Origin of the sequence: Actinosynnema sp. CS-041913 (genome assembly GCF_050942485.1) — a bacterium.
Classification (GTDB): Bacteria; Actinomycetota; Actinomycetes; order Mycobacteriales; family Pseudonocardiaceae; genus Actinosynnema.
Map to the genome: position 1 here is coordinate 6,606,718 of NZ_CP192037.1, position 12,642 is coordinate 6,619,359.

The window sequence follows — 12,642 nt, forward strand, 5'->3', positions numbered from 1 at the left end:
GTACATTGTCGAACAGGAGTTCGACGTAGCACAAGATCACGGATGGGTGATCATCCGGAGGCTCGCAGGCGGATCGTCGCGCTGGCCCGCCGGACCTCGGCTCCCGCGTGGTTCGGCAGGATGTCTTCGAGGAACCCGTATCCGCGCAGTTCGGGATCACCGTGCGAACGCCGGCTCACGGTCCGCCACCAGGTCGCGATGTCCACCCACCCCGGCGCGGACAGCGACCCGCCGAAGTGCTGCACCGACAATGCCGCGCACAGGTTCGCGAACCGCACCCGGTCCCGCAGCGGCCACCCGGCCAACGTCCCCAGCACGAACCCGGCCCCGAACACGTCCCCGGCGCCGGTGGAGTCCAGCGGCGCCACGTTCAAGCCCCGCACGTCGACCGTCTCCCCCGACGCCGAGTCGACGGCGACCGCTCCCCCACCACCACGCGTGACGACCACCACAGGCACGTACTCCGCCAACGTGGCCGCAGCGCGCTCCGGTGTGTCGCAACGCGTGTAGCGCATCGCCTCCACGTGGTTGGGCAGGAACACGTCGTACCCGTCGAGCTGACGCAGCAACTCGGGCGCCCACACGCCGGTCCGGTCCCACCCGATGTCGGCGAACAGCAGCGCCCCCTCGGACTTCGCGGTCCGCACCCACAGCTCCTCCTCCGGCTCGATGTGCACGAAGCACGCCCGCGTGCGCGGAGGCGGGTCGAGCATCTCGTCGGCCGAGACCGGCGGCCGGTGCCCGTGGGTCACCATGGAACGGTCCCGGTCCATCGCCATCGACACGGTGACCGGGGAGTGCCAGCCGTAGAACCGGCGGCAGTAGGTGAGGTCGACGCCCTCCTGTTCGGACAGGACCTCCCAGCAGAAGTCACCGTAGGCGTCCTCGCCGAACGCGGCGGACAGCGCGGTGCGGAGCTGGAGCCGGCGCAGCGCCACCGCCAGGTTCGCGATCCCGCCCGGACACGAGCCCAGGCCCTCGGCCCACACCTCGGTGCCCGGCGCGGGCGGCCGGGGCAGGCCGGTGAAGATGATGTCCAGGAACACCGTGCCGGACAACAACACGTCGAACGCGGGCTCGTCGGCGGCCGTCATCCCCCCACGATGCCAGGGTCAGCCCTGCGCAGCCGCGAACATCTCCCGCATCCTGGCGAGCGCGCGGTGCTGGGCGACCCGCACCGCGCCGGGCGTCGAGCCCACGGCGGCGGCGGTCTCCTCGGCCGACAGCCCCACCGCGACCCGCAGCACCAGGATCTCCCGCTGCCGCTCGGGCAGCCGCCGCAGCAGCAGGGTGACGGCCTCGATCATCTCGCCGTTCATGGCGCGCTGCTCCGGCCCGTCCTCCAGGGCAGGCGTGTCGGGCAGCTCGGGCACGACCTCGGAGCGGCTGCGCACGGCGCGTCGGCGCGCGTCGGCCACCTTGTGCGCGGCGATGCCGTACACGAACGCCAGGAAGGAGCCCGGCTCGTACTGGTACTTGGCGAGCGCCGACACCACCGCGAGGCAGACCTCCTGCGCGATGTCCTCGGCCGAGACGAGCGTGCGCTCCCGCGAGCCGACCCGCGCCCGGCAGTACCGCAGCACCAGCGGGTGGATGCGGGCCAGTAGCTGCCCGATGGCGCGCGGCTCCCCCGCCAGCGCCGCGTCCACCAGCTCGGTCAGCTCGGCCTCGGCCAGCCAGCGCGCGGTCACCCTGGTCGGCACGCCCCCGGCGACCAGGGTGACCTCGGGACGAGCGGGAGCGCCCACGTCGCCGACCGCGCCGATTTCCAGCTCGACGTCAGCCCGCACGGATGCGTGCTGCACCATCCGGCGACCTCCTCACGCTCGTCAAACCTCCGGCCCATCCCGGCTCATTGATGAGGAGGACGCACGGCGGCTCCTGATACGGGTTTCGCCAAAGCTGACCACGATCCGAGTCCAAGTGGTGAGAACAGCACCCGACCGTGGGACCGGATGAACCGATCGGCCCAGTCGCAACGCCCGTTACCTCACCATGCCGAACTGGCGAACACCCAGATAGCCCACCCGGAACCCCGCTTCGGAGTACGCGAGGTAGAACTCCCACATCCGGCGGAACGTCTCGTCGAACCCGAGCGCGGCCACCTCCTCCCAGCGGTCGAGGAACCGCTCCCGCCACCGCCGCAGCGTCTCGGCGTAGTCGTGGCCGAACTCGCGGGTCGCCTCGATCCGCATCCGGGTGTGGTCGCGCACGGTCTCCTCGATCGCCCGCACGGACGGGATGAGGCCGCCCGGGAAGATGTACTTGTGGATCCAGGTGTAGCTGTCGGCGGAGGCGAGCATCCGGTCGTGCGGCATGGTGATGGCCTGGAGCCCGAACCGGCCGCCCGGCCTCAGCGACCGGTCGACCATGCCGAAGTAGGCGGGCCAGTACTCGCCGCCGACGGCCTCGATCATCTCCACGCTGACCACGGCGTCGTACCGGCCGCGTTCCTCGCGGTAGTCGCGCAGGCGGATGTCGACCCGGTCGGCGACGCCCGCCTCGTGGGCCCGCTGCTCGGCCAGCGCCTTCTGCTCGGCGGACAGCGTCAGCGACGTGACGGTCGCGCCGCGCCGGGCGGCCCGGACCGCGAGCGCGCCCCAGCCGGTGCCGATCTCCAGCACCTTGGACCCGGCCCGCACGCCCGCGTAGTCGAGCACGCCGTCGATCTTGCGTAGCTGCGCCTCGTGCAGCGACCCGCGGTCGCCGTCGAACCACGCCGAGGAGTACGTCATGGTCTCGTCCAGGAACACCGCGAACAGCTCGTTGGACAGGTCGTAGTGGCGGTGGATGTTCCGCCGCGACCCGACCACGTCGTTGCTGTCCGACGCGGGGTGCCGGCGTTCCACCCAGCGGCGCAGAAGCTGGAGCTTCGGCGGGATCAGCGTGGTCAGCTTCGCGGCGAACGCGGTCAGCAGGTCGGTGGGCCGCGTGGTCGTCCAGTCGCCGACCATGTACGCCTCGCCGAACCCGATCTTGGCGTCCACGCCGAGCCGGTGGAAGAACGCGTCCGGCCGGTGGACGCGCATGACCGGCGCGTCGGCCCCGCCCGCGCCCAGCCGCGCGCCGCCGGGCAGCACGACGCTGATCGGCAGGCCGCGCACGGCGTGGCGGAACAGCGACTCGGCGATCCGGGCACGCCACGGCGAGCGCGGCGGGGTGTGCAGACCCGGCCAGCCGCCGCGGTCGGGTCGGGGCAGGTCGATCGTGCTCATTCACTCACTCCTCGGAACGACCGGCACGCGTCGTGCCCACAACGCGATGCCGTGGCGGCGGATCAGCCCGGATACCCGGTAGGTCATCAGCGGCCGTCGGACCAGCAGTCGCGCCAGTTCCCGCGGCGTCGCGGGCAGCCGGCGCCCGGTCATCGTCGCGCTGAACGGCGTGGCCCCGCCCTGGCGCAGGGCGATGGTCACGGAGAGTCCGCCGGCCGGTTCGGGCACGCGCATCACGTACTGCCCCGAGGTCTCCAGGAACGGCGACACGGAGAACTCCTTGGCCACCCGCGCGCGCCCGGCCTCGTCCGGGCGCAGCAGGTACGCATGCCGTTCGCCATAGGTGTTGTGTACCTCGGCGATCACGCACTCAAGCTCTCCCGACGCGCGATGGCACCAGAAGAGGGACAGCGGGTTGAAGACGTGGCCGAGCAGGCGGGCGTTGGCCAGCATGGTGATCCGACCGCCGCCGAGGTCGACGTCACGCTCCGCGAGCCACGCGTCGACGTTCCGCCGGATCGTGCGCTCGGGCGACCCGAGGTGGTCGCGCGCCTCGAACCGGGCGAACGGCCGCAGCCACCACGGCAGCCGCGGTAACGCGTCCAGGTCGACCAGCCACAGGTAGGCCCGGTGCCGGAACGCGCGGGCCGGCCGTTCGCGGCGGACGTGTCCGATCTCGACCTCGTACAGGTTCACCAGGCCGCTCCGAGAGCAGCCGCCGCACGCACCCCCGAGGCACACCCGTCCTCGTGGAAGCCCCACCCGTGGTACGCGCCCGCGTACGCCGTGCGACCGGTGGTCAGTTCGGGCAGCCGCCGTTGCGCGGCAAGGGATTCCGGTGTGTAGACGGGGTGCTCGTACACCATCCGGGCGATCACCGAGCCTTGGTCGACAAGATCGGTCGCGTTCAGCGTCACCACGTAGTCGAGGGGCTCGGCGAGCCGCATGAGCCGGTTCAGGTGGTAGCTCACCGACACCGGTCCGCCGCGCTCGTGGCAGGCGGGTTTGAGCACGTTCCACGAGGCCTTCGCACCGGCGGACGCGGGCAGCACGCCGGCGTCGTGGTGCAGCCAGGTCTCGTTGCGGGAGTAGCGGAACGCGCCGAGCACCGCGCGTTCGGCGTCGGTCGGGTCGGCGAGCAGCGCGAGCGCCTGGTCGGGGTGGGTGGCGATGACGACCTGGTCGGCGACGTGCCGCTGGTCGGCGTCGTCGCGCAGCTCGACGCCGTCGGCCGTCCGCCGGAGACCGCGGATCGGGGTGGACACCTGCACGGCGGTCAGGTTCTTCACCGCACGCTCCACATAGGCCCGTGACCCGCCGACCACGGTCTTCCACCGCGGCGTGCCGCCCACGGACAGCATCCCGTGGTTGGCCAAGAACTCGAACAGGTACCGCGCCGGGTAGCGCCTGCTGACGCCGGGCCCGGCCGACCACACGGCGGACACCAGCGGCAGGACGAAGTGGTCCACGAAGTACGTCGAGTAGCCGCCGATCGCGAGGAACGCGCCGAGCGTCGTGTCGTGCTCGTCGGGCACGGCCAGCAGCCGCCGGGCGTGCCGGTAAAACCGCGCCACCTCGGCCAGCATCCGCAGGTAGGCGGGCCGGGCCAGGTTGCCGGGCTGGGCGAACAGGCCGGCCGGCTTGCGCGCCCCGGCGTACTCCAGGCCGCAGCCCCGGCAGCGCACGCTCATCGACATCTCGGAGTCCTGGGTGGACACGCCGAGTTCGCGGAACAGCCGCACGAGGTGCGGGTAGGTCCGTTCGTTGTGGACGATGAAGCCGCTGTCCACCATGGTGGTGCCGCCGTCGCGGGTGGCCAGTTCGTGGGTGTGCGCGTGGCCGCCGAGCCGGTCGTCCTGTTCGAACAGGACCACGTCGCAGCGCCGCTGCAACAGGTAGGCGGCGGTGAGTCCGGAGACGCCGCTGCCGATCACCGCTACTCGCCGCCGGTCACCGTGCTCGCGTTCCGCTCGGCGGGACGTCCCGGCCGAGCGGGATGTCCAGGCCCCTGGGTGTGGGTTCACGCATGGCGTTCGCGAGGTAGGGGGCGACCGGTTCGACCTTCAGCTCGCCGATCACGAAGTCGGCGACCAGGCGGGTCCAGTCGCGGGCGCGGAACAGCATCGCGTGCCCGTCGCCGAGCACCGCGAACCGCGCGACCCGGTCGGTGACCTGTTTGGCGAGCACGGCGTACCGATAGGACTTCGCGGGGTCGGTGGTGCGTTCGCGGTCGCCGTGGGCGATCAGCACGGACCGTCCGGCGAGTTGGTGGTACGGCTCGCCGTCCTCGATCCACGGCGCCAACGCGCACACCGCGACCACCTGGGGGTCGTCGGCGACGCGCAGCACCGTCCGGCCGCCCATGGAGTGTCCGATGAGCGCCACGGGCACGTCCGGGTACTGGCGTCGGATCTCGTCCAACGCCCAGCGCGCGTCCTCCACGGGGTGCAGGTGCGGCGCGTTCCAGCCCCCGTAACGGTGCCGCAGCAGCCATACCGCGACGCCGCGGCCACGCCGCCGGATGGCTCGCGCGAACGGGACCATCCGCAGGTACGGCAGCCGGAAGCGGTGCACCGGGCGGTAGCCGGTGGCGCTGCCGCCGTGCAGGACCAGGACGACCGCGCGGACCGGTCCGGTGGGCGGGAGGACGTCGATGGCGGGTTCCACGGGACAATGTTCGCTCGGGCGGCACGACCGGATCAGGGATGGGACTCGGATCACAGTGATCGAACAGCTCGGGGTGGAGACGGCGGACGGCGTTTTCGACGCGATCGCGGCGGGGCCGGCGGACGGCAGGCCCGTCCTGTTCCTGCACGGCTTCCCGGAGGCGGCCGTCGAGTGGGAGCACCAGGTCGCGATCCTCGGCCGCGTCGGGTACCGGGCGCTGGCGTTCGACCAGCGCGGTTACTCCCCCGGTGTGCGGCCCGAGCGCGTCCCGGAGTACGGGATGGACTCGCTGGTGGGCGACGTGCTGGCGGTGGCGGACGCGCTCGCGTGGCCGCGGTTCGACCTGGTGGGGCACGACTGGGGCGGAGCGGTGGCGTGGTGGACGGCGTACGAGCACCCGGAGCGGGTCCGGACGCTGACCGCGGTGTCGACACCGCACCCGCGTGCGCTGGCCGACGCGTTGAAGACCGACGAGGACCAGCACCTGCGGTCCGGGTACTTCACCGAGTGGCGGTCACGTTCGACCGAGCAGCGGATGCTCGCGGAGGACGCGCTGGCGCTGCGCCGGATGTTCGAGTGGAAGGTGCCGCCGTCGAAGGTCGACGAGTACGTCCGGCGGCTGTCCGAGCCGGGCGCGCTGACCGCCGCCCTGAACTGGTACCGCGCGGGACGTCCGGACGGGCGGGTCGAGCACGTCACCGTGCCGACGATGTACGTGTGGAGCACCGAGGACGTGGCGTTCGGGTCGACGGCGGCGTTCGACACCGCCAAGTGGGTCGGCGGGCCGTACCGGTTCGAGATGCTGGAGGACGTGTCGCACTGGGTGCCCGAGGAGGTGCCCGAGGTGCTGACGTCGCTGCTGCTGGAGCACCTCGGATCGTGATTTTTCCGTGACAATTGAACCGGGCCCCCGGCGTGGCACGTGTTCAGGCGTATGACGGAGTTGACCTACTCGGAGCGCAGGGTCGCGACCCTCGCCGCGTGTGGCCACAGCAACCGGGCGATCGCGATGCGGCTGCACATCACCGTGAGCACCGTGGAACAGCACCTGACCAGGGTGTACCGCAAGCTGGCGGTGGCCAGCCGGACCGAGCTGAAGGGACACGAAGCCCTAGTGTGACCTCATGCGGGTCGCGGGGTTGCTGCTCGCCGCGGGCGCCGGGCGGCGGTTCGGCGGTCCCAAGGCGCTGGTGTCGCACGGTGGCGCGCTGTGGGTCGAGTCGGCCGGCGCGGTGCTGCGGGACGCCGGCTGCGTGCCGGTGGTCGTGGTGTTGGGCGCGGGTGCGGACGAGGTGCGCGCGCGTGCGTCGCTGGGCGACGCGGTGGTCGTGGAGAACGCGGCGTGGGCGACGGGCATGGGCTCGTCCCTGCGGGCGGGGCTGGCGGCGCTGGACGAGTCGGCGGACGCCGTCGTCGTGCTGCCGGTGGACACCCCGGGCGTGCGGGCCGAGGCCGTCCGGCGGTTCGTGGACCTGGCCTCGCCCGAGGCGTTGGCGCGCGCCTCCTACGACGGCGCGCCGGGTCACCCGGTGCTGATCGGCCGGGACCACTGGGCCGCGGTGTCGGCTTCGGCGGCCGGTGACTCGGGCGCGCGGGAGTACCTGCGCACCCACGGCGCGGCGGCGGTGCCGTGCGAGGACGTCGCGGTCGGTGCGGACGTGGACCGGCCCGAGGATCTGCCCTGATCCGCGCACGCGCGGGAACCGGCTGTGCCAGAGTCGAGGGCATGTCACGTCTCAGGGGTGGGCTGCTGGTCGTGCTGGCGTTGCTGGCGACGGGGTGTGCGCGGAAGGTCGACACGGCTTCGGACGGCGGAGCGGACCTCTCGTTGGTCCCGACGCCGGTCTCGACGCCGACCGGGCCGACGTACGTGCCACCGACCGGCGCGTGCCAGGTCCGGTTCGAGATCCCGGAACCGGCTCCGGCCACCACCCCGCCGCCCGCGCCGACCACGTCCCGCGCGCTGCCCGGCGACATGCCGCCCAACCACGTGGACAACCGGTCGTGGCGGGTGCGCAAGGCGCTGAAGCCGGAGGTGCACGCGGCGGCCGTGGCGGTGGCCGAGCAGGTCCGGCCCGGCGTCGAGGCGCTGTGCAACGCGGGTTCCTTCGACCGGGAGGCGACCCGCGCCGTGTTCAGCCGGGCCGGTCAGCCGAAGGTGTGGGTCACCGGGATGGCCTCCTCGTACAGCGAGACGCCGCCGGCCGGGGTCGTCTTCGTCCTCGCCATGGAGGGCGCGCAGGGCACCGGGTGCGTCCTGGGCCACCTGCACCCCGGCCGGGACGGCGGGCCGGGCCAGGTGCTGGTGTCGGTCGACGGCACGACCGGCGAGGGCTCCTGCTACGAGCCGCCGTCACACTGACCCGCCGGCCTTCGTGGTGGTCAACGCGCGGGCGCTGAACGCCACGGCGAGGCACAGCACCGGCAGGACGCCCAGCGCCAGGGTCTGCGAGGTGCCGTGCGCGAGCAGCCCGATCAGCGGCGGGCCGAGCAGGAAGCCCGCCCAGCCGGCCGTGGCGACCCCCGCGATGGCCTGCCCGGCGTGGGCGTCGGACTGCGCGGCGGCCGAGCTGAACGCCACCGGCACGATGCACGCCAACCCGAGGCCGAACAGCCCGAACCCCACCAGCGCCAACCAGAACACGCCCACCAGCAGGGCCACGGCGAGCCCGAGCGCGCCCAGGCCCGCGAGCGTCGCCACGACGCGTGCCGCGCCGAACCGGAGCACCCAGCGGTCGCCCATGACCCGGCCGACGAACATCAGCAGGGCGAACACGGCGTAGCCCCACCCGGCCGCTTCCGCCGACACGCCGACGGTCTCCTTCAGGTACAGCGCCGCCCAGTCGCCGACCGCGCCCTCGCACAGCAGGCCCGCGAACATGATCGCGCCGAGCACGAGCACGTGCCGGTCCCGCCACGGCAGGCCGAGCCGGTGGTCGTCCACCGAGTGGTCGTCGCCGAGCATCGCCCTGGTCAACGGCCACGCGGCGACCAGCACGACCCCGGTGAGCGCGAACATCTGCGTGGTCAGGTCCACCCCGGACCCGATCAGCAGCGCGCCGAGGCCGACGCCGACGAACCCGCCGAAGCTCCACCACGCGTGGAAGCTCGACAGGATCGGCCGCCGGTAACCCGCCTCGACGGCGATGCCCTGCGAGTTCATCGCCACGTCCAGCGCGCCCTGGAACGCGCCCCACAGCGCGAGCGCGAGGAACAGCGCCCACGCCGACCAGGCCAGGCCGAGCGCGGGCGACGCGAGGCCGTACCCGACGAACATCAGCAGCACGACCCGGCGGCTGCCCCAGCGCGCCACCGCGTTGCCGACCAGCAGCATCGCGACCACCGATCCGACGGGCGCGCCGAGCAGGGTCAGGCCGAGCGTGCCGTCGTTGAGGCCGAGGTCCTCCTTGACCGCCGGGATGTGCGGCGTCCAGGCTCCGAACACGGCGGCGTGCAGGGCGAACACGACGGCGGTGGCGACGCGGGCCTTGTGCGGGAGCGCCCGCGCGACGTCAGACAAGGCGGACCTCCACCCCGGCGTCGCGCAGGCGGGACACCTCGTCGGCGGGCGCGTCCCCGTCGGTCACCAGCACGTCGATGTCCTGCACCGCGCACACCCGGCCGAACGCCGTGCGCCCGAACTTGGAGCTGTCGACGGCGGCGACGACCCGCGCGGACGCTTCGACCGCCGCCTTCTTCACCGCGCCTTCGGCCAGGTCGTGCGCGGAGACCCCGGCGCGCACGCTGAGCCCGCAGCTCCCGAGCACCATCGTGTCGAACCGCATCACCTGGAACGCGTACTCGGTGAGCGGTCCGGTGAACGCCAGCTCGCCGGGCCGGATGTCGCCGCCGGGCAGCACCAGCCGCACCTGCCCGGCGGCGCGCAGGGCGTCGGCGGAGTGCAGGGACAGCGGCAGCACGGTGAGCCGCCGGTCGGCCAGCCGCCGCGCCACCTCCAGGGTGGTGCTGCCGCCGTCGAGCACCACGGTCTCGCCGTCGTCGAGCAGTTCGGCGACCGCGACCCCGATCCGCCGCTTGGCTTCCAGCCGCTGCCGGGACCGGGCCGCGAAGGGCGTCTCCTCGCCGGTCAGCATGCTGACCGCCGCGCCGCGCACCCGGCGCAGCAGGCCGTCGCGCTCCAGCGCGTCGAGGTCGCGCCGCACGGTCATCTCGGACGCGCCGACGAGTTCGGCCAGCGCGCCGACGCCGACCCGCTGGCCCTGGCGCAGGCTCTGGAGGATCAGCTCGTGCCGTCTTGCAACATCCATGGTGTTCATGTGAACACGGTTCCTGTTCGAAGGTCAACCGGTCCTGGCGGCGCGCACCCGGATCGGGTAGGACTGCGATCACGCGTTGGTGTAGACCACTGGAGGGAACCGCATGACAGGCAGCGTGCCCGGATCCGACTACGGCGACGTCGTGCGCACCCACCTGACCAGGGTGGAGCAGCAGAACGCCGCCGCGCTGGACGACGTCGCGGAACTCGTCCTGGCCAGCGTCCGGGCCGACGGGATGGTGCTCGCGGCGGGCGCGGGCCACTCGCTGGCGGCCGTCGCCGAGACGTTCTACCGGGCGGGCGGCCTGGCCTGCGTGCGGCCGATCTACCACCCCGAGCTGCTGCCCATGCACGGCGCGGTGAGCAGCACCGCCGCCGAGCGCCGCTCCGGCCTCGCCGCCGAGGTGCTGGGCGAGTCCGGCCTGGCCCCGCACGACGTGCTGTTCGTGTTCTCCACCTCGGGCGTCAACCCGTACCCGGTGGAACTGGCCGTGCAGGCCGCCGACGCGGGCTGCCCCGTGGTCGCGGTGACGTCGCTCGCGGCGAGCGCCGCCGCGCCGCGCCGGGCGGGCACCACACTGGCCGAGAACGCCACCGTGGTGCTGGACAACCTGGTGCCGCCCGGCGACGCCACCTACCCCGCGGACGACCCGGTCACCGCCGCCGTGTCGACCGTGGCGACGGCGTTCCTGTGGAACCTGCTGCTGGTGCGGCTGCTGGACAAGGCGGCCGAGGCGGGCGTGAGCCTGCCGCTGTGGCGCAGCGCCAACGTGGAAGGCGGCGACGCCGCGAACTCGGACCTGCTGCGCAAGTACCAGTCCCGCATCCCGCAGCTCGGCTGAGCAGGCCTGTTCACGATTCCTCCACACGGTCTGGTTAGTCTCCGACCGAAGAGGGGGGTACATCGTGAACAGAACAACGAAACGCTGGGTGCTGGCCGGTGGGGGCCTGGGCGCGGTCGCGGCCGTCGTCGCGGGCGTGATCGTGCTCATGCCGGGAGGCGGCACGTCGGCGCCGTCCAAGCCCACCGCCAGACCGAAGCCGGGACCGGTCGCGCAGGAGTTCATCACCGCCCTGACGACCGGCGACCCGGCCAAGGCCGCGGCCGTCACCGACGCCGCGGCCACCGCCGAGCCGGTGCTCCGGAAGACGTTGCTGGGCATGCCGGGCGTGACGTTCAGCGGGGGCCTGGGCGTGACGCCGCCGATCGCCGACGACACGAGCGCGGTGACGCTCGACGCGAACGTCACCTGGACGCTGCCCGGCGGTGAGCCGTTCAAGTACGCCACCAAGGTCGAACTGCGCCGCGCCGGCGAGAAGTGGCAGGTGCACTGGGCGCCGACCCTGCTGCACCCGCAGCTTGCCGACGGGCAGACCCTGGCCTACACCACGACCTCCGGCGACGGGGCGCTGCTCGACCGCGACGGCGCCCCGGTCGCGCCGGGCTTCGCGCCCGTCGTGGTGCAGTCGGTGAACAAGGAGGTCGGCGGCCTCACCGGCACGCCCGGCTGGCAGGTCGCCGTGGTCGACGCGGCGGGCACGCCCGTGGCGGTGCTGCAGGAGAAGAAGGCCGTGTCGAAGGAGAAGCTGACGCTGACCCTCGACCCGGCCGCGCAGACCGCCGCGCAGGCCGCCGTCGACCAGGTCGCGCTGCCCGCCGTGATCGTGGCGCTGGCCCCGTCGAACGGCGAGATCCTGGCCGTGGCGCAGAACCCGGCGGCCAGCCAGAGCGGGCCGATCGCGTTGCAGAACTACTACGAGCCCGGCTCGACGTTCAAGATCGTGACCGCCACGGCGGCGTTGACCGGCGGCATCGCCACCACGGACACGCCGGTCGAGTGCCCCGGCAAGAAGACCATCGGGCCGCGGCAGATCGTCAACGACGGCCAGTTCGACCTCGGGACGGTGCCGCTGCACCGGGCGTTCGCCGAGTCGTGCAACACCAGCTTCAGCCAGTTGGCGGCCGACCTGCCGGCCGACGCGCTGCCGCGGGCGGCCTCGATGTTCGGCCTGGGCGCGGACTACACGGTCGCGGGCATCACCACGAACACCGCCAAGGTCCCGCCGTCCGAGACGGTCACGCAACGCGTCGAGGCGGGCATCGGCCAGGGCACCATGCAGGCCACGCCGTTCGGCATGGCGCTGGCGGCGGCGACCGTCGCCAAGGGCAGCACCCCGACACCGCAACTGATCCGGGAGATCCCCACCACGGGCGGCCGGAGCACACCGCTGCCCGGCGGGGTGGCGTCCGCGCTGCGCTCGATGATGGGCGAGGTCGTGACCGGCGGCACCGCGCGGGAACTCGCCGGCCTCGGCGGTGTGCGGGGCAAGACGGGGACCGCGCAGCACGGCGACGGCACCCAGTCGCACGGCTGGTTCATCGGCTACCGGGGCGACCTCGCGTTCGCGGTGATGGTGGTCGACGCGGGCACGTCGAAGGTCGCGGTGAGCACGACCGCGGCGTTCCTCGGCGCCCTGTAGGGG

Annotated in this window: 14 protein-coding genes; 6 read left to right on the forward strand and 8 right to left on the reverse strand. The window is 73.0% G+C overall.

Annotated features, from left to right (window positions below; all coding sequences use genetic code 11):
- Positions 1–50: 50 nt before the first annotated feature.
- The 6 genes from ACQPZF_RS29365 to ACQPZF_RS29390 all read right to left on the reverse strand — a co-directional run bounded on the left by ACQPZF_RS29365 (position 51) and on the right by ACQPZF_RS29390 (position 5,882).
- Positions 51–1,094, reverse strand: coding sequence for a PfkB family carbohydrate kinase (locus ACQPZF_RS29365; protein ID WP_433262404.1), 1,044 nt, complete (start codon positions 1,092–1,094; stop codon positions 51–53).
- Between the two features lie 18 nt (positions 1,095–1,112).
- Entirely contained in the window at positions 1,113–1,808 is a 696-nt protein-coding gene (shbA, locus tag ACQPZF_RS29370) for an RNA polymerase sigma factor ShbA (RefSeq protein WP_433262406.1), read from the reverse strand.
- A gap of 177 nt (positions 1,809–1,985) precedes the next feature.
- Positions 1,986–3,215, reverse strand: coding sequence for a class I SAM-dependent methyltransferase (locus ACQPZF_RS29375; RefSeq protein WP_433262408.1), 1,230 nt, complete (start codon positions 3,213–3,215; stop codon positions 1,986–1,988).
- Positions 3,216–3,914 carry a DUF1365 domain-containing protein gene (locus ACQPZF_RS29380; RefSeq protein ID WP_433274738.1) on the reverse strand — a complete coding sequence of 233 codons (699 nt, stop codon included), beginning with the start codon at positions 3,912–3,914 and terminating at the stop codon, positions 3,216–3,218. It abuts the gene before it with no gap.
- A complete protein-coding gene (locus tag ACQPZF_RS29385; RefSeq protein WP_433262410.1) occupies positions 3,908–5,149 on the reverse strand; it encodes an NAD(P)/FAD-dependent oxidoreductase in 1,242 nt (413 codons plus the stop codon). The genes ACQPZF_RS29380 and ACQPZF_RS29385 overlap by 7 nt, the downstream gene beginning before the upstream one ends.
- Positions 5,150–5,165: 16 nt before the next feature.
- Positions 5,166–5,882, reverse strand: a complete 717-nt coding sequence (locus ACQPZF_RS29390; protein ID WP_433262412.1) for an alpha/beta hydrolase — start codon at positions 5,880–5,882, stop codon at positions 5,166–5,168.
- Positions 5,883–5,937: 55 nt separating this feature from the next.
- Between ACQPZF_RS29390 and ACQPZF_RS29395 the strand changes: the two genes are divergently transcribed.
- The 4 genes from ACQPZF_RS29395 to ACQPZF_RS29410 are packed head-to-tail and all read left to right on the forward strand — an operon-like array spanning position 5,938 to position 8,244.
- Entirely contained in the window at positions 5,938–6,765 is an 828-nt protein-coding gene (locus tag ACQPZF_RS29395; RefSeq protein WP_433262414.1) for an alpha/beta fold hydrolase, read from the forward strand.
- Between the two features lie 51 nt (positions 6,766–6,816).
- Positions 6,817–7,002 (forward strand): helix-turn-helix domain-containing protein, encoded by a 186-nt coding sequence (locus ACQPZF_RS29400; RefSeq protein WP_380725938.1) that lies wholly within the window; start codon positions 6,817–6,819, stop codon positions 7,000–7,002.
- 4 nt (positions 7,003–7,006) lie between these two features.
- Positions 7,007–7,567 (forward strand): nucleotidyltransferase family protein, encoded by a 561-nt coding sequence (locus ACQPZF_RS29405; protein WP_433262415.1) that lies wholly within the window; start codon positions 7,007–7,009, stop codon positions 7,565–7,567.
- Between the two features lie 41 nt (positions 7,568–7,608).
- Positions 7,609–8,244, forward strand: coding sequence for a hypothetical protein (locus ACQPZF_RS29410; protein WP_433262417.1), 636 nt, complete (start codon positions 7,609–7,611; stop codon positions 8,242–8,244).
- Here the strand turns inward: ACQPZF_RS29410 and ACQPZF_RS29415 are convergent.
- Entirely contained in the window at positions 8,236–9,402 is a 1,167-nt protein-coding gene (locus ACQPZF_RS29415) for an MFS transporter (protein WP_433262419.1), read from the reverse strand. The genes ACQPZF_RS29410 and ACQPZF_RS29415 overlap by 9 nt on opposite strands.
- On the reverse strand, positions 9,395–10,159 hold the full coding sequence (locus ACQPZF_RS29420; RefSeq protein ID WP_433262421.1) for a DeoR/GlpR family DNA-binding transcription regulator: 765 nt from the start codon (positions 10,157–10,159) through the stop codon (positions 9,395–9,397). Before ACQPZF_RS29420 ends, ACQPZF_RS29415 begins: the two co-directional genes overlap by 8 nt.
- Before the next feature lie 103 nt (positions 10,160–10,262).
- Here ACQPZF_RS29420 and ACQPZF_RS29425 point away from each other — a divergent pair, with 103 nt between their 5' ends.
- Positions 10,263–11,000: an SIS domain-containing protein gene (locus tag ACQPZF_RS29425; protein WP_433262424.1), complete on the forward strand. Its 738-nt coding sequence runs from the start codon at positions 10,263–10,265 to the stop codon at positions 10,998–11,000.
- Positions 11,001–11,064: 64 nt separating this feature from the next.
- A complete protein-coding gene (locus ACQPZF_RS29430) occupies positions 11,065–12,639 on the forward strand; it encodes a penicillin-binding transpeptidase domain-containing protein (protein ID WP_433262426.1) in 1,575 nt (524 codons plus the stop codon).
- Positions 12,640–12,642 lie beyond the last annotated feature (3 nt).